The 22,951-nt window shown below is 71.6% G+C and carries 20 protein-coding genes; 12 read left to right on the plus strand and 8 right to left on the minus strand.

Annotation, left to right across the window (positions count from 1 at the left end):
• Positions 1-37: 37 nt before the first annotated feature.
• Positions 38-1,666: a citramalate synthase gene (cimA, locus tag M4J07_RS17545; RefSeq protein WP_255972922.1), complete on the plus strand. Its 1,629-nt coding sequence runs from the start codon at positions 38-40 to the stop codon at positions 1,664-1,666.
• Positions 1,667-1,715: 49 nt separating this feature from the next.
• On the opposite strand, the gene M4J07_RS17550 is transcribed toward cimA, so the two are convergent.
• Positions 1,716-3,617 (minus strand): ricin-type beta-trefoil lectin domain protein, encoded by a 1,902-nt coding sequence (locus M4J07_RS17550; RefSeq protein ID WP_255972924.1) that lies wholly within the window; start codon positions 3,615-3,617, stop codon positions 1,716-1,718.
• 150 nt (positions 3,618-3,767) lie between these two features.
• On the opposite strand from M4J07_RS17550, the gene M4J07_RS17555 reads away from it, so the two are divergent.
• Together M4J07_RS17555 and M4J07_RS17560 are read left to right on the plus strand one after the other, a co-directional pair.
• Entirely contained in the window at positions 3,768-5,117 is a 1,350-nt protein-coding gene (locus tag M4J07_RS17555; protein ID WP_255972926.1) for a hypothetical protein, read from the plus strand.
• A 150-nt stretch (positions 5,118-5,267) separates the two neighbouring features.
• Positions 5,268-5,927: a hypothetical protein gene (locus M4J07_RS17560; RefSeq protein ID WP_255972927.1), complete on the plus strand. Its 660-nt coding sequence runs from the start codon at positions 5,268-5,270 to the stop codon at positions 5,925-5,927.
• A 12-nt stretch (positions 5,928-5,939) separates the two neighbouring features.
• Here the strand turns inward: M4J07_RS17560 and M4J07_RS17565 are convergent, their stop codons facing one another.
• The 5 genes from M4J07_RS17565 to M4J07_RS17585 all read right to left on the minus strand — a co-directional run bounded on the left by M4J07_RS17565 (position 5,940) and on the right by M4J07_RS17585 (position 9,907).
• On the minus strand, positions 5,940-6,494 hold the full coding sequence (locus M4J07_RS17565) for a shikimate kinase (RefSeq protein WP_255972929.1): 555 nt from the start codon (positions 6,492-6,494) through the stop codon (positions 5,940-5,942).
• 11 nt (positions 6,495-6,505) lie between these two features.
• Positions 6,506-6,778, minus strand: coding sequence for a DUF397 domain-containing protein (locus M4J07_RS17570; RefSeq protein ID WP_255972931.1), 273 nt, complete (start codon positions 6,776-6,778; stop codon positions 6,506-6,508).
• Positions 6,775-7,581: a helix-turn-helix domain-containing protein gene (locus M4J07_RS17575; RefSeq protein WP_255972933.1), complete on the minus strand. Its 807-nt coding sequence runs from the start codon at positions 7,579-7,581 to the stop codon at positions 6,775-6,777. The genes M4J07_RS17570 and M4J07_RS17575 overlap by 4 nt, the downstream gene beginning before the upstream one ends.
• 148 nt (positions 7,582-7,729) lie before the next feature.
• Positions 7,730-9,337 carry a cytochrome bc1 complex cytochrome b subunit gene (qcrB, locus tag M4J07_RS17580; protein WP_255972935.1) on the minus strand — a complete coding sequence of 536 codons (1,608 nt, stop codon included), beginning with the start codon at positions 9,335-9,337 and terminating at the stop codon, positions 7,730-7,732.
• A 108-nt stretch (positions 9,338-9,445) separates the two neighbouring features.
• Positions 9,446-9,907 carry a nuclear transport factor 2 family protein gene (locus M4J07_RS17585; protein ID WP_255972936.1) on the minus strand — a complete coding sequence of 154 codons (462 nt, stop codon included), beginning with the start codon at positions 9,905-9,907 and terminating at the stop codon, positions 9,446-9,448.
• A gap of 114 nt (positions 9,908-10,021) precedes the next feature.
• On the opposite strand from M4J07_RS17585, the gene M4J07_RS17590 reads away from it, so the two are divergent.
• Entirely contained in the window at positions 10,022-10,585 is a 564-nt protein-coding gene (locus tag M4J07_RS17590) for a TetR/AcrR family transcriptional regulator (RefSeq protein WP_255972938.1), read from the plus strand.
• 6 nt (positions 10,586-10,591) lie between these two features.
• Here M4J07_RS17590 and M4J07_RS17595 read toward each other — a convergent pair whose 3' ends face one another.
• On the minus strand, positions 10,592-11,950 hold the full coding sequence (locus M4J07_RS17595; protein WP_255972940.1) for a pentapeptide repeat-containing protein: 1,359 nt from the start codon (positions 11,948-11,950) through the stop codon (positions 10,592-10,594).
• Positions 11,951-12,354: 404 nt separating this feature from the next.
• On the opposite strand from M4J07_RS17595, the gene M4J07_RS17600 reads away from it, so the two are divergent.
• From M4J07_RS17600 to M4J07_RS17620, 5 genes are read left to right on the plus strand one after another with little or no spacing between them, the layout of a single operon-like run.
• Positions 12,355-12,489 carry a keywimysin-related RiPP gene (locus tag M4J07_RS17600; RefSeq protein ID WP_255972941.1) on the plus strand — a complete coding sequence of 45 codons (135 nt, stop codon included), beginning with the start codon at positions 12,355-12,357 and terminating at the stop codon, positions 12,487-12,489.
• A 46-nt stretch (positions 12,490-12,535) separates the two neighbouring features.
• Positions 12,536-14,410 (plus strand): asparagine synthase-related protein, encoded by a 1,875-nt coding sequence (locus tag M4J07_RS17605; protein WP_255972943.1) that lies wholly within the window; start codon positions 12,536-12,538, stop codon positions 14,408-14,410.
• Complete coding sequence (locus tag M4J07_RS17610) at positions 14,407-14,658, plus strand: lasso peptide biosynthesis PqqD family chaperone (RefSeq protein WP_255972945.1); 252 nt, start codon at positions 14,407-14,409, stop codon at positions 14,656-14,658. The genes M4J07_RS17605 and M4J07_RS17610 overlap by 4 nt, the downstream gene beginning before the upstream one ends.
• Complete coding sequence (locus tag M4J07_RS17615) at positions 14,655-15,107, plus strand: lasso peptide biosynthesis B2 protein (protein WP_255972947.1); 453 nt, start codon at positions 14,655-14,657, stop codon at positions 15,105-15,107. Before M4J07_RS17610 ends, M4J07_RS17615 begins: the two co-directional genes overlap by 4 nt.
• Complete coding sequence (locus tag M4J07_RS17620; RefSeq protein ID WP_255972949.1) at positions 15,097-16,827, plus strand: ABC transporter ATP-binding protein; 1,731 nt, start codon at positions 15,097-15,099, stop codon at positions 16,825-16,827. Before M4J07_RS17615 ends, M4J07_RS17620 begins: the two co-directional genes overlap by 11 nt.
• A 56-nt stretch (positions 16,828-16,883) precedes the next feature.
• On the opposite strand, the gene M4J07_RS17625 is transcribed toward M4J07_RS17620, so the two are convergent.
• Complete coding sequence (locus tag M4J07_RS17625) at positions 16,884-17,489, minus strand: YceI family protein (RefSeq protein WP_255972951.1); 606 nt, start codon at positions 17,487-17,489, stop codon at positions 16,884-16,886.
• Between the two features lie 254 nt (positions 17,490-17,743).
• Between M4J07_RS17625 and M4J07_RS17630 the strand changes: the two genes are divergently transcribed.
• From M4J07_RS17630 to M4J07_RS17640, 3 genes are all read left to right on the plus strand, one after another.
• Positions 17,744-18,253, plus strand: a complete 510-nt coding sequence (locus M4J07_RS17630; protein ID WP_255972953.1) for a hypothetical protein — start codon at positions 17,744-17,746, stop codon at positions 18,251-18,253.
• 136 nt (positions 18,254-18,389) lie between these two features.
• Positions 18,390-22,217, plus strand: coding sequence for an endo-alpha-N-acetylgalactosaminidase family protein (locus M4J07_RS17635; RefSeq protein ID WP_255972955.1), 3,828 nt, complete (start codon positions 18,390-18,392; stop codon positions 22,215-22,217).
• 170 nt (positions 22,218-22,387) lie between these two features.
• Positions 22,388-22,951: carboxyl transferase domain-containing protein (locus tag M4J07_RS17640; RefSeq protein WP_305127830.1), on the plus strand; the 564-nt coding region annotated here is incomplete at its 3' end.

The raw sequence follows: 22,951 nt of genomic DNA on the forward strand, positions 1-22,951 counted from the left end.
CCGGTAGACCGAGATCCCATACAGGAGCCAGATCAGCATGAGCAGCAGCACGAGCGAACGCACCGGCGAACTCGACGAATCCCACGACGCCTTCCATGTCTTCGACACGACGCTGCGCGACGGCGCGCAGCGCGAGGGCATCAACCTCACCGTCGCGGACAAGCTGACCATCGCGCGGCACCTGGACGACTTCGGCGTGGGCTTCATCGAGGGCGGCTGGCCCGGCGCCAACCCCCGCGACACCGAGTTCTTCGCCCGCGCGCAGGACGAGATCGACTTCAAGCACGCACAGCTCGTCGCCTTCGGCGCCACCCGGCGCGCGGGCGCGAAGGCGAGCGAGGACCCGCAGGTACGGGCGCTGCTCGAATCCGGCGCCCCGGTGATCACCCTCGTCGCCAAGTCCCACGACCGGCACGTGGAACTGGCGCTGCGCACGACCCTGGAGGAGAACCTGGAGATGGTGCGCGACACCGTCTCCCACCTCGTCGCCCAGGGCCGCCGCGTCTTCGTCGACTGCGAGCACTTCTTCGACGGCTACCGCGCCAACCCCGAGTACGCGAAGTCCGTCGTCCGCGTCGCGCACGAGGCCGGCGCCTCCGTGGTCGTGCTGTGCGACACCAACGGCGGCATGCTCCCCGCCCAGGTCCAGGCGATCACCCACACCGTCCTCGACGACACCGGCGCCCGGCTCGGCATCCACGCGCAGGACGACACGGGCTGCGCCGTCGCCAACACCCTGGCCGCCGTCGACGCGGGCGCCACGCACGTCCAGTGCACGGCCAACGGGTACGGCGAGCGCGTCGGCAACTCCAACCTCTTCCCGGTCGTCGCCGCCCTGGAGCTCAAGTACGGCAAGAAGGTCCTCCCCGAGGGCGCGCTGCGCGAGATGACCCGGATCTCGCACGCCATCGCCGAGGTCGTCAACCTCACCCCGTCCACGCACCAGCCGTACGTGGGCGTCTCCGCCTTCGCGCACAAGGCGGGCCTGCACGCCTCCGCGATCAAGGTCGACCCCGACCTGTACCAGCACATCGACCCCGAGCTCGTCGGCAACCGCATCCGCATGCTCGTCTCCGACATGGCGGGCCGCGCCTCCATCGAGCTCAAGGGCAAGGAGCTCGGCGTCGACCTGGGCGGCGACCGCGAGCTGGTCGGCCGGGTCGTCGAGCGCGTCAAGGAGCGTGAGCTCCAGGGCTACACGTACGAGGCCGCCGACGCCTCCTTCGAGCTGCTGCTGCGCGAGGAGGCCGAGGGGCGGGCGCGGCGCTACTTCCGCGTCGAGTCGTGGCGGGCCATCGTCGAGGACCGCCCCGACGGCACCCACGCCAACGAGGCGACCGTGAAGCTGTGGGCCAAGGGCGAGCGCATCGTCGCCACCGCCGAGGGCAACGGACCGGTCAACGCCCTCGACCGCGCCCTGCGCGTCGGCCTGGAGCGCATCTACCCGCAGCTCGCCAAGCTGGAACTGGTCGACTACAAGGTCCGCATCCTGGAGGGCAAGCACGGTACGTCGTCGACGACGCGGGTGCTGATCTCCACGACCGACGGCTCCGGCGAGTGGTCGACGGTGGGCGTCGCCGAGAACGTCATCGCGGCGTCGTGGGGTGCGCTGGAGGACGCGTACACGTACGGACTGCTGCGGGCCGGGATCGAACCGGTCGAGTAGCACCCGCCCGGACCGGAGGGGCCGGCTGTCCAGCCCCTCCGGCTCCCGCCTACTGCAGCGTCCACTTCTGGTTCGCGGCCCCCGTGCACGACCAGATCTGCGTCGCCGTCCCGTCGGCGCTCGAATTCCCGGTCACATCAAGGCACTTGTCGGCCGCGGTGTTCACCAGATCTCCGGACGACGTCTCGTAGCGCCACTGCTGGGCGCCCGTTCCGTTGCAGTCGTAGAGCTGCACCTTCGCGCCGTCGGCCGTCGAGCCGCCGGACACGTCGAGGCACTTGCCGAGGGCCCGCACCGTGCCGTCCGCCCGCACGGTCCAGGTCTGGTTCTGCGAACCGGAGACGCAGGACCAGATCTGCGCGGTCGTCCCGTTGGCCGTGGAGCCGTCCTTCACGTCGAGGCACTTGCCGCCCAGGCCGTGGAAGGCGCCGGCCCTGTCCGTGCCGCCGGCCTGCGTCCCGCTCCAGGTGAACGTCGCCGACGTCTTGCCCGGCAGCGAGTAAGTGAGGTGCTGGCCGCCCCAGTTGACGGTCACGTCCTTGGCGGACGAGGCGTCGTTGTAGGCGATCAGCGCCTTCGAGCCGTCGGTGTTGCGCCAGGCGACGTTCGGCACGGCGGAGGATCCCGTGGACGCGATGCGCGAGGCGCCCGGCCGGACGAACTTCGTCAGGTGGCCCATCGTGTAGTACTCGATGTTGTAGTCGACCCGGCCGCTGCTGCCGTCGCCGTTGTGCACGGTGATGAGACCGTCGCAGGTGCCGCACCCGCCGTTGTGGGGACCGCGGTTCTGGTCCACGGCCAAGGACCACTTCGTCACCGACTTCGCCCAGTTGCGGGTGTAGTCGATGATGTTCGTCATGTCCTCGCGCTGCTGGTTCGCGATCCAGGTGCCGCCGGAGTGCTCGGTCTGGAAGGCGTCCAGGGACGGGTACTTGTTGTGGATCTCGGTCTGCTTGGCGACGTCCCCGCCGTAGCCGTGCCAGGCGATGCCGCCGAAGTTGGGGTGCGAGCGGACGGCCGCGTCGTCGACGGTCTGCGCCGCGTACGCGTCGTAGGTGTCCCAGTTCCAGTCGTGGGCGAGGACCTTGGTCTTCAGTCCGGCGCTCGCGAGCTTCGGCAGCAGCTCGCTCTTGGTGAAGTAGGCGAGCCCCGACGCGTTCCAGCTCATCGACGGATAGCCGGAGCAGCACGTCGGCTCGTTCTGCGCGGTGACGTAGTCGATGGGGACGCCGGCCGCCTGGTACCCCTGGATGTACTTCACGAAGTAGTCCGCGTAGGCGCCGTAGTCCTCGGCCTTCAGCCAGCCTCCGTTGAGCTGCCCGCTGTCCTTCATCCAGGCGGGGGCCGTCCACGGGGACGCCACCGTCGTCAGCGCCGGATTGAGCTGCTTGGCCTGCTTGGTCAGCGGCAGCACGTCGGCCTGGTCGTGGGCGAGGGAGAACTTGGCGAGCGACGGGTCGGTCTGGCCGGCGGGCACGTCGTCGTACGTGTAGCCGAAGCGCGCGAGGTCCGAGCCGCCCATCGGATTGCGGACGAACGAGAGGCCGATGCCCTCGGTCGGCGAGAACAGCTTCTTCATGGTGGCGTCGCGGGTGGCCTGGGAGAGGGCGCCGCTGCTGTTCATCAGCCAGGCGGCGGTGTCCGTGAAGGAGGCGCCGCCGCCGGTGAACGTCTGGTACCGGGTGTTCTCGTCCACGTTCAGGACGGTGCCGCTGCCGCCGCTGCCCGCCTGGAACGACACCGGGGTCTGCTGCTGCAGCCCGCGCGTGACGTGGCGGCCGCCGGCGTCGTCCGTGGTGGTGAGCCACACGGTGACCTGCTCGCCGGCGGCCTGCGCGGGGGCGGCGCCGGCTCCGGCGAGGCCCGCGGTCGTCAGGGCGCCCGCGAGCAGCAGCCGGGCCAGACGGCGGGCCCGCGAGCGAGGTGTGGGGGGTCTTGTGGGGGTGCGCATGATGCCTCCTGGGTCACAAACAGCCCAACAGTTAACTCTCATGGCTTAGTTCAAGACGTGAGTTAAAGGGTGTTCCTTGCGCGCGTCAAGACTTCACACCGCGAACACCCCGACCCGGCATTCACACCCCGGCTGCGTTAGCGTCGAGGTATGAGGCCCTCGATCGCGGCCCTCGCCGCCACGCTCCTCGCCCTCGGCGCGACACTCACCGTGACGCCCACCGCCGTCGCCGCCACGGACGTCTCCACCGTGGCCGACGCCCTGGAGAAGAGTCCCGTCTACGTCGACCCGGCCGTCTCCGGCGAGCTGACCTCGGCGGACGCGGAAGCGCTCGCGAAGAAGATCAAGGACGCGGACAAGCCGGTGATGGTGGCGGTGCTGCCCGCCGACTTCCCCAAGCAGGACCTGTTCACCGACCTGAGGACGAAGACGGGGGTCGTGGGCGTCTACGGGATCCGGCTCGGCGACGCCTTCGACGCCGCGGCGGATCGTTCCGTCATGTCGTCCGACGCCGTTCACAACCTGACGACGAGCGTCCGGGGCGAGCCGGTCGGACAGCAGCTCGACGAGTTCGTCGACACGGCGGTCCGCACGGCCAAGGGCTCGGCGCCCTCCTCCTGGGGCGCGGGCGGCGGTGACGACGGGGTGCCGGTCGGCGCACTGGTCGGCGTCGGCGCGGTGGTCGTGGTGGGCGGCGCGGGCGCGTACGCCCTGGTCCGCCGCAACCGGCGGCGCCGCGAGGAGGAGCAGCGGGCCGCCCTGGACAAGCTGCGGGTCGTCGTCGACGAGGACATCACCGCGTTCGGCGAGGAGCTGGACCGGCTCGACTTCCACCCCGCGGAGGCGGGCGCGGACGACGCGATGCGGGCGGACTACGAGCGGGCGCTCGACGCGTACGAGAAGGCCAAGCAGTACATGGCTGCCGCCCAGCGCCCCGAGGAGGTGCGCGGCGTCACGCAGGCCCTGGAGGACGGCCGCTTCTCCCTCGCGCTGCTGGCCGCGCGCCGCGAGGGCCGCCCGCTGCCGGAACGCCGCGCGCCCTGCTTCTTCGACCCGCGGCACGGCCCCTCGGTGGAGGACGCCGAGTGGACACCGCCCGGCGGTGCCACGCGCCAGGTCCCGGTGTGCGCGGCCGACGCTACGCGGCTGCGGGACGGCGGCGAGCCGATGGTGCGCACCGTCGACACGGGCGCGGGCGAGCGCCGCCCCTACTACGACGCGGGCCCGGCCTACGGGCCCTGGGCGGGCGGCTACTTCGGCGGCGGGATCCTGCCGGGGCTGCTGGTCGGCACGGTGCTCGGCTCGATGATGGCCAGTCCCGCGTACGCGGCGGACTACGGCTCCGGGTACGGGGACTTCGGCGGTTACGAGGGCGGCGACTACTCGGGCGCCGACTTCGACTCCTCCGACTTCGGTGACTTCGGGGGCGGCGGTGACTTCGGAGGCGGCGGTGACTTCGGCGGGGGTGGCGGCGGTGACTTCGGCGGCGGCGGTTTCTGAAAGCCGTGGATTCCGCATCGGATATCCGGCACCCCATGAATCGGAACAGAGTTTCGACCGCATCGACCGCACATAAAGATGGCCATTCGGCCCCTGGCCGGGTGAATTCGGCACTGCTTTAATTCCCCCACGGCCACGGGGGGAGGAACGGTGAGTGGTGGTGCGGACGGGAACAACGGATCGGGTGGGGCGGGATTCTTCAGCCGCTCGATCGGCGTGTGGACCATTGTCGGAAGCGCGTGCGCGGTCCTCAGCGTCGTCATCGCGCTGATCGCCATCAAACTCGGCACGGCGGGCACGGCCGACGGATCCGGGATGGTGTCCGGCGGCCTGGAGCCGACGCACTCCACGTCGGCGCCGCCCACGACCGAGGAGCCGACCGAGGATCCGACGACCGAGGAGCCGACCGAGGATCCGACGACGGAGGAGCCCACGGAGGATCCGACGACCGAGGAACCCACGGAGGAGCCCAGCCCCACGCCGACCCGGATCCCGCTGCTCTACCGCAGCAGCGGAACCTCCTTCTTCGACTGCGACAGCGAGGGGGAGATCTCCTCGACGGTCGGCGGATCGGTGATCCAATGGCGGATCACCAATGATTCCAGCACTCGGCTGCACGTCTACTACTTGGGCACGGACGGACTCCGCCGGGACGAACGGACACTGGAACCGGGCGGCCACATCAATTTCACGACCATGCACACGGGCCACATTTATCTGTTCGCCCGGACCAATGCGAGCTGCTCCAAAATCATCCGGGTCGACGACGACTCGGTGCGGGCGACCACGACCATCATGGACGACGACTGACGCGGCGCCCGGTCATCGGTCCGCGGCGCCGCCGAGTCGCGCCGCGGTCTCGGCCGGGGTCTCCCGCTCGGTGAACACGGTCCGCGTGGCGAGCAGTTCGGTGCCCGGGTCGTCCAGCCAGTGGGCGAGGAAGTCATGGCCGTCGACGATCCAGGACCGGCCCTTGTCCGCCGCGCAGCGCTCCCGCAGGACGGCGAGCGCGGTGTCGCGGTCGGCGGACGGCAGGACGCGGACCACCTCGCGGCAGCGGTCCAGCGCGGCGCGGGCCGTGGCCAGGTGCGCCGGGTCCGCGTAGCTGGTGTGGCCCGCGCCCAGCGCGAGCACGGCGTCCCCGTGGTCGGCGACGGCACACGCCACGGCGTGCGCCCGGGCCGGCTCCCACTCCGCCTCCGCCGCGAGCCGCCCCACGAGGGCGATGCGCTCGCGGAGCCGGTCGACGCTCCAGCCCGCCTGGGCGTAGTACGGGTCGGCGACCGCGTCCAGGTCGACGAACCGCCGCCCCGTCCGCGCGGCGACCGCCCGCCCGAGCACGCTCTTCCCGGCCCCGGCTGGCCCGACCAGAACCATCCAGGGACCGCTCACGTGGCCGTGCGCAGGAACGCGGTCCAGGTGCCGGGGGAGACGGTGAGCACGGCGCCGGTCGCCGGGTCGTTCTTGGAGTCGCGGATGTGGACGGCGGTGGGGTGCGTGGCCACCTCTACACAGTCGCCGCCCTGGTCGCCGCTGTAGGTGGACTTCCTCCAGAGGTAGGCGACTTCGAGGCAGTTGCCGCCCTGGTCGCCGCTGTAACTGGACTTGAACCAAGTGAGGTCGGCGGTCGGGTGGCCGTGCGGTCGTGCTGCGGTGTTCATGAGGCTCCTAGCAGTCCGTCCAGCAGGCGCGCGCTCCTGTCGGGAGACAGCGCCTGTGACCGCAGCATTCCATACTTCAGATGCAGGTTGCTGACGTCTTCCGGGTCATCCAGGACGCTGCTGACGCGGTGCCCTTCGATGAACGCCACGAAGTCGTGTTCAGGGTCCTCCAGCAGCACCATCGGGCCTTGGATCCCGGCGTGCGGCCACTGCTTCGTCGGCATGATCTGGACGCCCATGCAGTGCAGTTGGCCCAGTTCCAGGATGTGACGGCACTGCTCGCGCATCACGTCCTGACCGCCGACCGGCTTGTGCAGCACGGACTCCTCGATGATGAAGTGCGCGGACGGAGGGTGCTCCCGCTCCCAGATCCGCTGTCGGTCGATGCGTGCGCCGACCCAGTCCTCTGCCGTCTCGTCGGCGAGCGGGGGATAGCTGGAGTCGAAGACCGCGCGCATGTACTCGGGAGTCTGAAGCAGCCCGGGCACCGCCTGCGTCTGGTACGACAGGATCGTCAGCGCCTTCTCCTCGTACTCCACCAGGTCCGCCAGGATCTGCGGATGCTTCTCCTTCGCCGGGACCTTGGACACGGCGACCTCCAACGACCGCCGGGTATCGAGGAGTTCATCGATCCGCAGGGCCAGCGCCATGCCCACCGGCCGCCGCCCCTGCTCGATCGACGCCATCTTGTCCGGGCTGACGCTGAGCCGCTCGGCCAGCTCGGTCTGCGTCAGCCCCGCGTACTTACGGAAGTTGGCGATCTGCGCCCCGATCGCATGCCACGAAGTCACCCGCTTCTTCATGCGCACACCCTTCCCCGCTCCCCCTCGGGTCGACCGGCGACGACTCGTACAAAACCAGATGTACGACCTCTGCGGCCGCCCGCACCAGGCCGCCCGCACCCGGCCGGCGCCGCGCGTCACGTCCACGGGAGCGCGGTCAGGGGCGGGATCACGAGTGCCGGGTGGTGGTGGTCTCCCGGTCGAGTTCGGGGCGGGCTTTGGGGATCTGTGTGCCCGGTCCGAACATCCATCGCGACAGGGCGACGCGGATACGGCTCCGGTCCGGCGCCGCCTCCACCGGCACCGGCTGCTCGTGCTGCGTCAGCCGGTACAACTCGCCCTGCGCCAGCGGCTCGTGGACCTCCACGTACTCCCCGTGCGGCAGCCGCCTGATCCGGCCCGTCTCCCGCCCGTGCAGCACCTTGTCCCGGTCCCGCCGCTGGAGCCCGAGACAGATCCGCCTGGTCACGACGAACGCCAGGACCGGACCGGCGAACAGGGCGATGCGGGCGAACCACGTGATGGCGTTGACGGAGAGGTGGAAGTGGGTGGCCCAGATGTCGTTGCCGCCGGCCGCCATCGCCACGAGGAACCCGGTCAGCCAGCCCACGCCGAGCCCGGTGCGCACCGGCCGGTTCCGGGGCCGGTCGAGGAGGTGGTGTTCGCGCCGGTCGCCGGTGACCCACGCCTCCACGAACGGATACACCCCGATCAGCACCAGCCACAGCGGGAACGCCAGGAACGGGATGAAGACACCGAGGGCGAGGGTGTGCCCGCCGAGCACGATCTCCCAGCCGGGCATCACGCGCACCAGGCCCTCGGCGAACCCGAGGTACCAGTCGGGCTGGGCGCCCGTGGACACCTGGTCGGGGCGGTAGGGCCCGTACACCCAGACCGGGTTGACGGTCGCGATGGCCGCGATCAGCGTCACCACGCCGAACACCAGGAAGAAGAAGCCGCCCGCCTTGGCGACGTAGACGGGGAAGAACGGCTGGCCCACGACGTTGCGTTCGGTCTTTCCCGGGCCGGGGAACTGGGTGTGCTTGTGGTAGAAGACCAGGATCAGGTGGGTGACGACGAGCGCCGCCATGATGCCCGGCAGCAGCAGCACGTGCAGGGAGTAGAAGCGCGCCACGATGTCGTGCCCGGGGAACTCGCCGCCGAACAGGAAGAAGGAGAGGTACGTCCCGACGACCGGGACGGCGAGCGTCATGCCCTCGATCAGCCGCATGCCCGCGCCGGAGAGCAGGTCGTCGGGGAGCGAGTAGCCCAGCAGGCCCTCGAACAGGGCGATGAAGAGCAGCAGCCAGCCGAACAGCCAGTTCAGCTCGCGCGGCTTGCGGAACGAGCCCGTGAAGAAGTGCCGCATCATGTGGACGAACATCGCCGCGATGAAGATCAGCGCCGCCCAGTGGTGGATCTGCCGGATGAGCAGTCCGCCGCGCACGTCGAAGCTGATGTCGAGCGTCGACGAGTACGCCTCCGACATCCGCACACCGCTCAGCGGCACGTAACTGCCGTTGTACGTCACCTCGTTCATCGACGGATGGAAGAACAGCGTGAGGTAGACGCCGGTGAGGATCAGGACGATGAAGGTGTAGAGGCAGATCTCGCCCAGCATGAACGACCAGTGGTCGGGAAAGACCTTGCGCAGGTACTGGCGGCCGAGGCCGTAGATCCCGAGCCGGCCGTCGGTCCAGTCGGCCAGCCGCTCGCCTGGGGCCGGCCGGTCCCGGCCCGCCGGCCGGTCGGCTGTCGGATGAGTGGTCTCGGACATGGCGATCCTCCCCGGGTGCTCATGAACGAGACGGGGCAGGGTCCGGATCTGTGACATCCACGGCCCGCCTGTGGCTCACGTCACAGCCTCACGGGCGCGGCCGCGGGGTCACGCGAGCGGGATGTCCACCCCGGCCTCGGCCACCGGCCGGGGGCCGTGGATCCGGCGCTCGCTCGCGTCGATCGCCACGTCGTTGATGCTCGCCTCGCGCCGCCGCATGAGCCCGCGCTCGTCGAACTCCCACAGCTCGTTGCCGTACGAGCGCCACCACTGCCCGTCCGCGTCGTGCCACTCGTACTGGAACCGCACGGCGATCCGGTTCCCGTCGAAGGACCACAGGCTCTTGCGCAGCGCGTACTCCTGCTCGCGCTCCCACTTGGCCGTCAGGAACGCGACGATCTCCTCGCGGCCGGTCAGGAACGTGTCCCGGTTGCGCCACCGCGAGTCCGGTGTGTAGGCGAGTGCCACGCGGTGCGGGTCGCGGGTGTTCCAGGCGTCCTCGGCGGCCTGGACCTTCTGGCGGGCCGTCTCCAGCGTGAACGGGGGGTGGGGCGGGCGGTCTTCCGGCACGGGGGCCTCCTCGCGAGCGGGTGCCTGACGGTTGAGAACGTGCGTTCTCTACCCGGTCCGCATAAGATAGAGAACGGCCGTTCTCAACGTCAAGAAGCCCAGGAGGAGCGTCGGATGCCCGCCCCCATCACCGCGGAACAGGCGCGCGCGGACCGCGACACGCTGCTCGACACCGCGGAGCGCCTCTTCTACGAGCGCGGCATCCAGGCGGTCGGCATGGACGCGGTGCGGGCCGGGTCCGGTCTGCCGCTGAAGCGGATCTACCGCTGCTTCGCCACCAAGGAGGACCTGGTCGTCGCGATGCTGCGCCGTCGCGACCTGCGCTGGCGCGGCAGTCTGGCGGCCCACGTGGAGCAGGTCGCGGATCCGCGCGAGCGGGTCCTCGCCGTCTTCGACTGGCTCGCGGCGTGGTTCGCCGAGCCCGGCTTCCGGGGCTGCGCCTGGATCAACGCCCACGGTGAGCTCGGCGCCACCTCCGAGCCGGTCCGCGCCGAAGTCCGCTCCCACAAGCGGGAGTTCCACGACCAGCTCGCCGGATGGGTGCGCGCGGCCGGGTCCCCGGCGGCCGAACCGGTCTACCTGCTCGCCGAAGGGGCCATGGTGACCGCGGGCATCACCGGAGACCCGGCCCCGGCCCGGCACGCCCGCGACGCCGTGGCCGCGCTGATCCCGCGCTGATCCGCGTCAGCCGCGGCTCAGCGTGCGCGTCACGCCCGCCACGACCGTCGTCGTCAGGATCCAGCCGACCGCGATCAGCCCGTACGCCAGGCCCTGGACGCCCGGCTCGGCCCAGTGCCAGCCGTCGCGCTGGCCGAGCCCGCCGATCGGCACCATCAGGTCGAGGGCGTAGGGCACGGCGTGGAACGGCGGGCCCTCGCCCTTCTTGTTCGCCACCGGCGTGTGGGCGGCGAACACCGCGCTGCCGAGCAGTGTGAGCAGGGCGAGCCAGATCCCGGCGAGCCACGGGCGGTAGCCGTACCCCACGGTCGCGTCCAGCAGCCGGCCCCAGGCGCGCCCCGCCGGGCCGAGCGTCGCCCGGCGCGTCCGCTCCCTGACCAGCAGGACCCGGCGGGCCTCGGCCTCCTGGCCGGACCGCCGGTAGTGCGCGGCGAGCTGCTCGTAGGGCTGCGGTGCGTAGTGGGGCTGGTGGCGCAGCCAGGCGAGCCGGTTCGTGACGTCCTCGCGGCGGTCGGTCGCGGTCTCGCCGAGCCAGTCGTACGTCAGGCCGTCCAGGCCCAGGTTCGCCGGCCAGGTGCGGGGGTCGTCCTGGATCCGGCTCGCGTGCGCGTTGCGCAGGTTCACGCCGCCCGCGGGGGTCCGTGCGAACCGCAGGTCGAGGGCCTCGGTCCGCATGCCGACGCACATCACCGACGAGCCCGTGCCGCCGAGTTCGGCGCCCTCCAGTGAGACCAGGTCGTCCACCTGCGCGCCGCGCAGCCGTATCCGGCCGTCGGTCCGCAGCCCCTGGAGCCGTACGTTCGACGTCCGCACCGCGTCGCCGTGGAACGCGTACGCCTGCGCCGAGCCGACCGTGATCCGCGCCCCGCGCAGCCACAGGCCGCCCGGCAACTCGGCGCCGGGGAAGCCGACTTCGCCCTCCGCGACGAAGCCGCCCTCGCAGAAGACGCCGCCGCGCGCGACGAGTCCGCCGCCCTCGATCGCCGCCCGGCCCGGCGCGACCAGGTGCGCTCCGTCGAGCCGCAGGCCGCCCGCGACGTCGGCGTGCACGAGGTCGACGGCGGGGTCGGCCCCGTCGCGCTCGCCGATCGTCGATCCGCGCAGGTCGAGCCGGCCGCCGAAGCGGGTCGTCGGTGCGAGGAGGCCCGGGAGGGTGCAGCGGACGATGCCGACGCCGAGGGTGGTCGCGCCCTCCAGGCGTACGGGTTCCTCGAACCGGCACGCCTCGAAGCGTACGGCTCTGCGGATCTCGGCACCGTCGAGCGTGAGCGCTCCGCTGATCCTGGCGTCCCGCAGCACGTACGGCTCCGACCCGGCGCCCTCGTCGAGGATCTCGCGGCGGATGCGCGCGGCGTCGACGTTCATGGCGGCAGCATTCCATGGGGCCAGTGGGTCCGCCCGGGTTTCGTCGTGGCTGGTCGCGCAGTTCCCCGCGCCCCTGAGAGGCGCACTTCGTGCGCCATCTCATGGGGCGCCGATGGAGCTGCGGCGGAGCCGCATGCTCCAGGGGCGCGGGGAACTGCGCGACCAGCCCCCACCGGGCCCGCACACGCCCACGAGGCGGGCACCCGTGGCGAGTTGGCCGAACGCATGCCCTGCTCATGGGTACTCCCGCCGATTTGTCCGCAGCGATCAGGTCATCTATCGAAAACGGTCGCGTTCCGTGCATGGACGCTCACCAAGTGGCAATGATCGCCGTGGTGTTCACAAGTTGCACACCAAGCACGCCAATCACATCCGTTACACGCACGTGAGATGGAGAGATGGTCATGAAGAAGCAGACGCAGGAGAAGAAGAAGAGCTACGCCAAGCCGGCGATGGTGAAGCAGGGCGACTTCACCAAGACGACGGCCGGGTACTTCTACGGCGCCTACTCGGAGTGGATCACCCGCCGCTTCACCTGATCCCCCTCAGCGCACCGACGCCGACGCAGACCGAGGAATGGTGAAGATGCCCGGCCGCCCCACGCCGCCGCCCCACGCACGCGACTCCTTCGTCGTCCTGCCGGACACCCCGGCGGGCCGGACGGCGGCCGGGCGTCTTCCCCGCCCCGACCAGGTGTTCCGGTACCCGTCCGGCCGTCCGTGGCTGGTCGTCCGGACCTCGCTGCGCCGCATCAGCGCCGCTGCGCACGGCGCCGACGCGGTCGTCGTCATCGGCCCCTGCGCGGTCCCCGGCCTCGACGCCGATCTCCGCGCGGCCCGGGGCAACGCGGACCTGCACGCCCGGCTGGCCCGCCGACTGCCCGGTGTCCACCACGTCATCTCTCGTACAGGGGGCGAGAGCTGGGTGCGCGGCACCGCGTCGGGCCTGCGCCGGGTGTACGCCACGACCGGCCCGGGCCCGCACTTCGCGTCGGACCGGCCCGCCGTACTCGCCCACCTCGGCGGCGGCGGGCTGGACGAGACCGCGCTCGCCCTGCGCCTGCTGGACTTCCTGCCGCACCCGCTCGGCGGACGCCCCCCGTGGCAGGGCGTGACCGAGACCGATCCGGCGTACGCGCTCGTCCTGACCGGCGCCGACGACCCGCCCGTCACCCGCCGCTGGTGGCACGCGCCGGAAGCCGAACTGCCTCTCGAAAAGGGGGCGTCGGCGCTCGGCGACGCCCTCGACCGCGCCGTCCGCGCCCACCTGGCCGACCGCACCCGCGTCAGCTGCGAGCTCTCCGGCGGCCTCGACTCGACCTCGCTCGCCTTCCTCGCCCGCCGCGCGGGACCGGACCGCCTCGACCTGCTGACCGTGGCGTCCAGGGAGCGCCATGCGGAGGACGAGACCTGGGCGCGCCGCGCCGTGGCGCTGGCCGGGAGCGACGACGGGCTCCGGCACGACGTCGTCCCCGCCGGGGAGGCGCCGCTCTTCTACGCGGGCGTGGCCGACCCGCCGGGACCCGACGACGTACCGACCGACGAACCACTGCCCGTCGCGCCCGCCCGGGCCCGCGCCCGGATGCTGCTCGCCCGGGCCGCCGCCGCGGGATCCGAGTGCCACCTCACCGGCTACGGCGGCGACGAACTGTTCATGGGCCTCCCGGCCGCCTCCGGCGACCTGTTCCCCGGCCGGCCCTTCGCCGCCTGGAACCGGATCGGCGCCGTGCGGCACCAGCTGGGCTGGCCGCTGGGCGCGACCGTACGGGCCCTGCTCACCCGGCCCCCGTTCCGCGCCTGGCTCGCGGACGCCGTCACCGACGCCCCGCCGCCCACCTCCCGTACCCCACAGCTGTCCTGGGGGGTACGCCAGACGCTGCCGCCCTGGCTGACCCCCGACGCGCGCGACCTCGTGCGCGACGCGTTCCGTGCGGCCGCCGAGCACGCCCGGCCGCTCGCCCCGCGCCCGGGCCGCCACCTCGACCTCGACACCGTCCGGATCGGCGCCCGCCACTTCCAGGCGATGGAGGAGTACGGGCTCGGTATCGGACTGCCGGTGGCCGCCCCGATGTACGCAGACCACGTCATCGAGGCGACCCTCGCCGTGCGCCTCGCGGACCGCATCGACCCCGGCCGCTACAAGCCGCTGCTCGCCGAGGCCGTCCGTGACACCGTGCCCGCGCCGCTGCTCGCCCGCACCACCAAGGACCACATGAACGGCGACCACACCCAGGGCCTCGTCCGGCACGCCGACGACCTCCGGCGGCTGTGGGAACCGGGCGCCTCGCGGCTCGCCGCCCTCGGTCTCGTCGACGTCGCCCGGCTCGACGCCCTCGCCGCCGACCCGTACGCCCCCCTGCACACCCGGCACTCCATCGACGCGACCGTCGCCACCGAGATGTGGCTGCGCGCCACTCACCCCGTCACCGCACCAGTCCACAGAGAGGCCCTCATCCCGTGAAGCTCAGAGACGGCGTCGCGGTCACCAGCACCGACTTCGGCGGTGTGCTCCTCGACCAACGGGCCGGCACCTACTGGCAGTTGAACGAGTCCGGCACCCTCGTGATCAGCACCCTCGCCGAGGGCCACGGCCCGGACACGGCGGTGGAGCGGCTCATCACCGCGTTCGATGTCGACCGCGCCCGGGCGGAGGCCGACGTCGCCGAACTCACCCGACAGCTCGTCGACGCGAAGATGGCCACACCGTGAGCACCGAGATGACGATGCCGGGGCCCGGCGCCCGGCGCGGCCCACGGGTCAGGGCCGCCGTCGGCGTGGCCCTCGTCGTCGCCCGGCTCCGCCCCGACCGGCTGCGCCGCCTGCTCACGCTCCTCAGCCGCGGCGCCGCCCCCGCCCCGCACACCACCGCGCTGGCCGCGTACGAGTCGGTCGTCGCCACCAGCCGCCGCTGCGCCGGCTGGTACGGCTGCCTGCCGCGCTCGGTCGCCGTCGCACTGCTCTGCCGGCTCTCCGGCACCTGGCCCGACTGGCACGCGGGCGTCCGCGCCGCGCCCCCGTTCGCCCCGCACGCCTGGGTGCAGGCCGAGGGGCGCCTGGTGGGGGAGCGGGCGGCGGCCTCGGAGTACCGGCCGCTGATCACCGTGACGGTCGCACCGGACGAGGCGGTCGGCGTTCCCGAGGGCACGGATGCCCGCTGACCTGCGCCGTCTCCTCGCCCACGCCCGTCCGCACGCCCGCACCCTGGCCGTCGGGGGCGTCCTCACGCTCGCCGGGTCGGGCGCCGGGCTCGCGATGCCGGTCATGGCGAAGTACGCGGTGCAGGCGTTCGCCGAGAACCGCTCGCCCGCCCCGGCCCTGCTCCTGCTCACCGCCGTCGTGCTCGCCGGGGCGGCGCTCACCGCGAGCGGCACCTATCTGATGTCCCGTACCGGCGAGGCGGTCGTGCTCGGCGCCCGGGAACGGCTGGTCGGCCGGATGCTCCGGCTGACCGTCGCCGCCGTGGACCGGCTCACCCCCGGCGATCTGCTCACCCGCGCCACGAGCGACACGACGCTGCTGCGCACGGTCCTCTCCCGCAGCCTCGTCGAATCGGCGAGCGGCGCGCTCACCCTCGTCGGCACCGTCGTCCTGATGGGCGTCATGGACCTGGTCCTGCTCGGCGTGACGCTCCTGGTCCTCGCCCTGATCGCGGCCGCCCTCGCCCTCCTCATGCCGCGGATCCGGCGCGCCCAGACCCAGGCGCAGGAGGCGGTCGGCGACATGGGCTCGGCGCTCGACCGGGCCCTGCAGTCGTTCCGCACGGTCAAGGCGAACGGCGCCGAGAGCCGCGAGCGGTCCGCCGTCACCGCCGCCGCCCGCCGCGCCCACGACAGGGGCCTCACCGTCGCCCGCTGGACGTCCGCGTCCGACGTGGCGATGCTTGTCTCGGTGCAGGTGGCGTTCCTGTGCGTGCTCGGCGTGGGCGGCGCGCGCGTCGCGTCGGGCGCGCTCGACCTCTCCTCGCTGATCGCGTTCCTGCTCTACCTGTTCTATCTCGTCGCGCCGCTCGGGCAGCTGACGGAGGGCTGGGTGGGCCTCAACAGCGGCCTGGCCGCGGTGGCCCGCCTCGCGGAGATCGAGGACCTGCCCGGCGAGCAACCCCGACAGGGCGTGGACGCAAGGGAATCGGCGGGGCCCGTCCCCGTCGCCTTCACGGACGTCGTCTTCCGCTACGCCGACGAACGCGCCCCCGCCCATGACGGCGTCACCTTCGACGCCCCGGCCGGCGGCCTCACGGCGCTCGTCGGCCCGTCGGGCGCGGGCAAGTCCACGGTCTTCGCGCTCCTGGAACGCTTCTACGACCACGACGCGGGCACCGTCACGGTCGGCGGCCGCGACATCCGCGACTGGCCGCTCGCACAGCTGCGCGCGACCCTCGGCTACGTGGAGCAGGACGCGCCGGTCCTCGCCGGCACCCTGCGCGACAACCTGCTGTACGCGGCCCCGGACGCGACGGACGACGACGTGCGCGACGTCGTCGCGCGGACCCGCCTCGACGACCTGGTGGCCCGGCTGCCCGAGGGCCTCGACACCCCGGTCGGCCACCGCGGCGTCCTGCTCTCCGGCGGCGAACGCCAACGCGTCGCCATCGCACGGGCGTTGCTGCGCCGCCCGGCCCTGCTGCTCCTGGACGAGGTGACGGCGAACCTGGACGCGGTCAACGAGCAGCACCTGCGCGCGGTCGTCCGCGAGCTGGCCACCCGTACGACGGTCCTGGTGATCGCGCACCGCCTGTCGACGGTCGTCGACGCGGACCGCATCGTGGTCCTGGAGGACGGCCGGGTGCGCGCCCAGGGCAGCCACGCCGAACTCCTCGAACAGGACCCGCTGTACGCCGAGTTGGCGGCCACGCAGTTCGTGGCCGCCTCAACTCATTGACGGTGTCGGTCGCTCCGGTTGCTTCGGTGACCCCGGTGGCTCCGGGGTACCGGTGCTCAGGCGCTCTTGATCGCCGAGATGTCGAAGTTCAGCTTGATCTTGTCGGAGACCAGCACGCCGCCCGTCTCCAGCGCGGCGTTCCAGGTCAGGCCCCACTCGGAGCGCAGGATCTCGGACTTGCCCTCGAAGCCCACGCGCTCGTTGCCGAACGGGTCCTTCGCCGAGCCGTTGAACTCCAGGTCGATGGTGAGCGGGCGGGTGGTGCCCAGGATGGTGAGGTCGCCGGTGATGCGGTAGTCGTCGCCGCCCAGGGACTCGGCGGACGTCGAGCGGAACGTCATCGTCGGGAACTCGTCGGTCTTGAAGAAGTCGGCGCTCTTCAGGTGACCGTCACGGTCGGCGTTGCCGGTGTCGATGCTCTCCATCTGGACGTCGAAGGAGGCCGTCGACTTGACCGGGTCCGAACCGTCCAGGTGCAGCGAGCCGGTGAAGTCGGTGAAGCTGCCCTTCACGTTCGTGACCATGGCGTGCCGGGCGACGAAGCCCAGGGTCGTGTGCGCCGGGTCGACGGTGTACTCACCGGTGAGCGAGCCCAGGTCGGGACCGGCCTGCGCGGCGGTGGTGGTGGCGGTCTCGTCGTTCTTACGGCCGAAGATGCCCATGACGTGCTCCTTGGGGACGGGCGGCACGGGGGTGCCGACGTGATGTTGAAAGTTGAACCATCAACTGAGAGCGACTCTAGCGCGATGATGTTCAACTTTCAACATCAAACAGTGTGTGTCTCTCCGATTACACCCGGTGGATCTTGTTCGCGCTCTACCGGACGCGCGTAGAACCGGGCACGATCTCCTTGCTCCACCTGCACCACAGCCGTCTCACAGCCAGCACGGTCAACAGCAGGAAGGGAACCCCCACCATGCGCATCCGCTCGGCGCTCACCGCGCTCGCGCTCACCACCGGCGCCCTCGTCGCACCCGGCTTCGGTGTCCTCGCCACCGCGACCGACGCCTTCGCCGCCACCAAGATCAGCCACGCCACCGCCACCTCGATGTTCAGCTCGGTCGGCATCACCTGGTCGTCGTCCGGCGGCTGCTCCAACCGGAACAACGCCACCTGCACGTCCTTCGACCAGCTCAACCTCGCCACCGCCCAGGGCGCCCAGACCCTCAAGCGCGCCACCGGCTGCGCCCTGAACATCACCGGCGGCACCGAGACCGGCCACGCGAGCGGCACGTACTCGCACTGGAACGGCTACAAACTCGACTACGGCAAGAACACCTGCGTCACCAACTACATCAAGAACACGTTCACGTACATCGGCCTGCGCGGCGACGGCGCCCCCCAGTACCAGTCGGGCTCCGGCAACATCTACGCCGACGAGGGCAACCACTGGGACGTCCTCTACTACAACTGCGGCGGCTGCTGAGCGACTGTCGGGGCCGGGGCGCCGCGCGCGCCCCGGCCCGGGCACTTGGACTTCCGGACGGCAATGGTTGGACTGCCAACGCCCTTACCGGGTCCCTCCGTTGACCCGGGCCGTGCCGCGCCGATACCCAGACCCCATGTCCCGAAGATCCCGCGCAACGCGCGCCCTGGTCCTGGCGGCGGCCACCGCAGTCGTGGCCGCCCTCGCGGCACCCGTCTCCGCGGCCGCGCCGGACGAGCCCGCCCCCGGTCTCGTCCTCGCGTCCCCACAGCTGAAGGTCACCGTCGCCGACGACTTCCCCCGCGTCCTGTCCTACGCGGACGCGAGCGGCGCCCGCCTCCTCGGCAGCACGCACACCGTCACCGAGGTCACCCTCAACGGCACGGCGTACGCCACCCGCCTCAAGGCCGCACCCCAGGTCACCGGGGCCACGGCCGCGTACACCCTCACCTTCCCCGACCTGCCGGACGTGGAGCTCGACGCCACCCTCGGCGTCGCCGGGCGCACGACCACCTTCAAGGTGACGGCCGTGCGGGACACGGCGGCCTTCCGGGTGGGCACGATCGACATCCCGGGGCACGACCTGGTGTCCGTGGGCAGCGCGGACGGCGGTGCGCAGACCGCCTTCACCAAGCTGGACCCGGACTCCACGAAGACCGCGGACGTCTTCGGCAAGGTCACCGCCGACACCCCGGCCGAGCAGTCCGCGACCGGCGCCGCGTACGCCATCGTCAACACCGGGCGGCTCGCCGCGGCCGTGGAGTCCAACTCGGCGTACGACAAGCCGAGCGGCGCCACGAACGGCGACGACGCCCGCTTCTGGCACCAGGCCCGCAAGGACGCCGACGGCGGCACGCGGGTGGGCGTCTGGTCCGGGCAGTGGACCTACCGCGGCGCCGGTGCCCCGGCCCCCGCCACCGGCAAGGACCTGCCGTGGGCGAAGGTCGTCGTCACCCCCGACGCCAACGGCGACGGGACGGTCGACTGGCAGGACGGCGCCGTCGCCTTCCGCTCGATCGGCGTCCGGGCGAAGGGCAGCGAGGCGACCGCCGACCGGGTCGTCACCCACATCCCGTTCAACTTCGCCAGCCAGGCCCAGCACCCGTTCCTGCGCACCCTCGACGACGTCAAGCGCATCGGGCTCGCCACCGACGACCTCGGCCAGTTCGCCCTGCTCAAGGGCTACGCGTCCGAGGGCCACGACTCCGCGCACCCCGACTACGGCGGCAACACCAACAAGCGGGCGGGCGGCCTCAAGGACCTCAACACGCTGCTCAAGGCAGGAAAGAAGTACGGCGCCGAGTTCGGCGTCCACGTCAACGCCACCGAGGCGTACCCGGTCGCCGAGCACTTCAAGGACGACCTGGTGAACCCCAAGTCACCGGGCTGGAACTGGCTCGACCAGAGCTACTACATCGACCAGCGCCGCGACATCACCAGCGGCGACCTGGCCGCCCGCTTCAAGCAGCTGCGCGACGAGACCGACAAGAACCTCACCACCGTCTACGTCGACGTCTACTACACGCACGGCTGGATCGCCGAGAAGACGGCCGACGCCATCAACGGCCAGGGCTGGAACCTCGCCACCGAGTGGGCCGACAAGTTCGAGCGGCAGTCCCTCTGGTCGCACTGGGCCAACGACCTCGACTACGGCGGCGCCACGAACAAGGGCCTCAACTCGAAGATCATCCGGTTCATCCGCAACGGCGAGAAGGACGTCTGGAACAACGACCCGGTCCTCGGCCAGTCCGCCCTCGTCGACTTCGAGGGCTGGACCGGCGAGAACGACTGGAACGACTTCTACGCCAACATCTGGCAGCGCGACCTGCCCGCCAAGTACCTCCAGCACCAGAAGATCACCCGCTGGGACGGCAACGACATCACCTTCACCGGCGGCCTGCGCGGCACCGTCGAGAACGGCACCCGCACCTTCTACGACCACGGCCGCAAGGTCCTCGACGGCGACCGCTACCTGCTGCCCTGGGACCAGGGCAAGAAGCTCTACCACTACAACAAGGCGGGCGGCACGACCAGTTGGGCCGTGCCCAGCGGCTCGTACACGGTCTACCGGCTCACCGACAACGGCCGCGTGAAGACCGGCACCGTGCGCACCGACTCCGCCGGAAAGCTCACGCTCAAGGCCGAGGCCGGACAGCCGTACGTCCTCTACCCGGCCGACGGCACGCCCCGCGCGAGCGACCCCGTCTGGGGCGAGGGCACCGGCCTCAAGGACCCCGGCTTCAACGACGCGCGGCTGACCGGCTGGGGCAAGGACGGCCAGGTCGCCCGCGACACCGACGGCAACGGACGCAACAGCGCCCGTCTGTCCGGCACCGGCGCGGCCTCGGTCGGCCAGCGCGTCTCGGGACTCGAACCCGGCAAGCGGTACACCGCGTCCGCCTGGGTCGAGATCGAGCCGGGCAAGACCCGCCGCACGACGCTGAGCGCGGGCGGCGCGTCCGCCGCGCTCGACCGGTCCACGCTGCCCGACACCATGGCCGCCAGCGACTGGCACGGCACGCACATGCAGCGCGTGAAGGTGAACTTCACCGCGCCCGCCAACGGCGCCACGACCCTGCGGGTGGCGGCCGCGAAGGACGCGGCGGGCGCCACGGTCCGCGTCGACGACGTACGCGTCGTGCGCAACGCCCCGACGACCGAGCCCGGCACCGTCGTGCACGAGGACTTCGAGGACGTCGACCAGGGCTGGGGCCCGTTCGACAAGGGCGACGCGGGCGGCGTCACCGACCCGCGCACCCACATCGCGCAGCAGCACGCCCCGTACACACAGGCCGGCTGGAACGGCAAGCTCGTCGACGACGTCATCGGCGGCGGCGAGTCCCTCAAGTCGCACGAGGAGAACGACGGCGTCGTCTACCGCACCTCGCCCGCGACCGTGCCGATGAAGGACGGGCACGCGTACCGGGTCGACTTCGCCTACCAGTCCAGCCACGCGGGCGCCTACCAGTGGATCAGCGGCTACGACCGCGGCGACGACGCCGTGGAGACCGCCGCCGTGCCCGTGGGACAGCAGCGCACCACCGGCCGCTTCACCACCACCGTCACCGCGGGCTGCGGCGACACCTGGACCGGTCTGCGCAAGCTGTCCGGCGCCCCGGACGGCGCCGACTTCGTCCTCGACGACTTCACCGTGACCGACCTCGGCCCGGCGAAGGACGAGGCGGCCTGCGGCACGCTCGCCCTCACGGCGGGGGAGACCCTCGAACCGGGCCGGCCGAACAAGGTCGAGGCCACCTTCACCAACTACGAGACGGCCGAGATCAAGGACGCGACCGTCACCCTCGCCCTGCCCGACGGCTGGCGGGCCGAGCCCGCTGCCCCCACCGCGCTCGCCCCGGTCGCCCCCGGCGCGAAAGCCACCGCCACCTGGCAGGTCACCCCGCCCGCCGACGCGAAGTACCAGCCCTACCAGCTGGACGCGAAGGCGACGTACACGGTCGCCGGCACGTCCCGCACCCTCACCGCGGCCACCCCGGTCCGCACGCTCCCGCCGCCGCCCACCACGGACACGTACGCGAGCGACCTGGACTGGACGTCGTCCGACAACGGCTGGGGCCCCGTCGAGAAGGACCTCTCCAACGGCGAACAGGGCCAGGGCGACGGCACCCCGCTCAAGATCGGCGGAGTCTCCTACGCGAAGGGCCTCGGCACCCACGCGCCCGCCGAGGTCCGCTACTACCTCGGCGGACAGTGCACCTCCTTCACCGCGGAGGTCGGCGTCGACGACATCCAGACCAGTCGCGGTAGCGTGCAGTTCTCGGTGGCGGCCGACGGTACCGAGAAGGTGAAGTCCCCGGTCCTCAAGGCCACCGACACGGCCTGGCAGCTGTCGGCCGACGTCAGCGGCGCCACGTACGTCGACCTGATCGTCGGGGACGGCGGCGACGGCAACGGGAACGACCACGCGGACTGGGGGAACGCCCGCTTCCACTGCGGAGTGTGAGCGGCATCTCACCGCACCCCTTTGTGTGACCCCTACAAGCCGACGGGGCCCTGAGCAGTAACTTCGGCTGCACGTCGCCGGGGTTCTGTTCGGGGCTACCAGGAAAACGGGCCGGAGACTGTACGGAGTCAACGGCCCGTTTTCCTTGGTCGGCTTCGTAAGGTCACTACATGACCGTTTTGGACGACACCGCCTCGCACCCCGGGGACGAGCCCACCGACGCCCGCGGGCGTACGGCAGAGCTGCACGCGATCCGTGCCCAGGCGCTGGCCGGGCCGAGTGAGAAGGCGACCGAGGCCCAGCACGCGAAGGGCAAGCTGACGGCGCGCGAGCGTATCGAGCTGCTCCTGGACGAGGGGTCGTTCAACGAGGTCGAGCAGCTGCGCCGGCACCGGGCGGTCGGGTTCGGCCTGGAGGCCAAGAAGCCGTACACGGACGGTGTGATCACCGGCTGGGGCACGGTCGAGGGCCGTACGGTCTTCGTGTACGCGCACGACTTCCGGATCTTCGGTGGCGCGCTGGGCGAGGCCCACGCGACGAAGATCCACAAGATCATGGACATGGCCATCGCGGCCGGTGCCCCGCTGGTGTCGCTGAACGACGGTGCGGGTGCCCGTATTCAGGAGGGCGTCTCGGCGCTCGCCGGGTACGGCGGGATCTTCCAGCGCAACACCAAGGCGTCGGGTGTCATCCCGCAGATCAGCGTGATGCTGGGCCCGTGCGCGGGTGGTGCG

The organism is Streptomyces longispororuber (genome assembly GCF_024448165.1).
Classification (GTDB): domain Bacteria; phylum Actinomycetota; class Actinomycetes; order Streptomycetales; family Streptomycetaceae; genus Streptomyces; species Streptomyces longispororuber_A.

Excerpts from the sequence above, each read along its gene's own strand:
- M4J07_RS17635 (WP_255972955.1), top strand. The coding sequence starts at position 18,390 with ATGTCCCGAAGATCCCGCGCAACGCGCGCCCTGGTCCTGGCGGCGGCC.
- M4J07_RS17625 (WP_255972951.1), bottom strand. The coding sequence starts at position 17,489 with ATGGGCATCTTCGGCCGTAAGAACGACGAGACCGCCACCACCACCGCC.
- M4J07_RS17620 (WP_255972949.1), top strand. The coding sequence starts at position 15,097 with ATGCCCGCTGACCTGCGCCGTCTCCTCGCCCACGCCCGTCCGCACGCC.
- M4J07_RS17550 (WP_255972924.1), bottom strand. The coding sequence starts at position 3,617 with ATGCGCACCCCCACAAGACCCCCCACACCTCGCTCGCGGGCCCGCCGT.
- M4J07_RS17555 (WP_255972926.1), top strand. The coding sequence starts at position 3,768 with ATGAGGCCCTCGATCGCGGCCCTCGCCGCCACGCTCCTCGCCCTCGGC.
- qcrB (WP_255972935.1), bottom strand. The coding sequence starts at position 9,337 with ATGTCCGAGACCACTCATCCGACAGCCGACCGGCCGGCGGGCCGGGAC.
- M4J07_RS17605 (WP_255972943.1), top strand. The coding sequence starts at position 12,536 with ATGCCCGGCCGCCCCACGCCGCCGCCCCACGCACGCGACTCCTTCGTC.
- M4J07_RS17575 (WP_255972933.1), bottom strand. The coding sequence starts at position 7,581 with ATGAAGAAGCGGGTGACTTCGTGGCATGCGATCGGGGCGCAGATCGCC.
- M4J07_RS17565 (WP_255972929.1), bottom strand. The coding sequence starts at position 6,494 with ATGGTTCTGGTCGGGCCAGCCGGGGCCGGGAAGAGCGTGCTCGGGCGG.
- M4J07_RS17595 (WP_255972940.1), bottom strand. The coding sequence starts at position 11,950 with ATGAACGTCGACGCCGCGCGCATCCGCCGCGAGATCCTCGACGAGGGC.
- M4J07_RS17600 (WP_255972941.1), top strand. The coding sequence starts at position 12,355 with ATGAAGAAGCAGACGCAGGAGAAGAAGAAGAGCTACGCCAAGCCGGCG.
- M4J07_RS17570 (WP_255972931.1), bottom strand. The coding sequence starts at position 6,778 with ATGAACACCGCAGCACGACCGCACGGCCACCCGACCGCCGACCTCACT.
- M4J07_RS17630 (WP_255972953.1), top strand. The coding sequence starts at position 17,744 with ATGCGCATCCGCTCGGCGCTCACCGCGCTCGCGCTCACCACCGGCGCC.
- cimA (WP_255972922.1), top strand. The coding sequence starts at position 38 with ATGAGCAGCAGCACGAGCGAACGCACCGGCGAACTCGACGAATCCCAC.
- M4J07_RS17590 (WP_255972938.1), top strand. The coding sequence starts at position 10,022 with ATGCCCGCCCCCATCACCGCGGAACAGGCGCGCGCGGACCGCGACACG.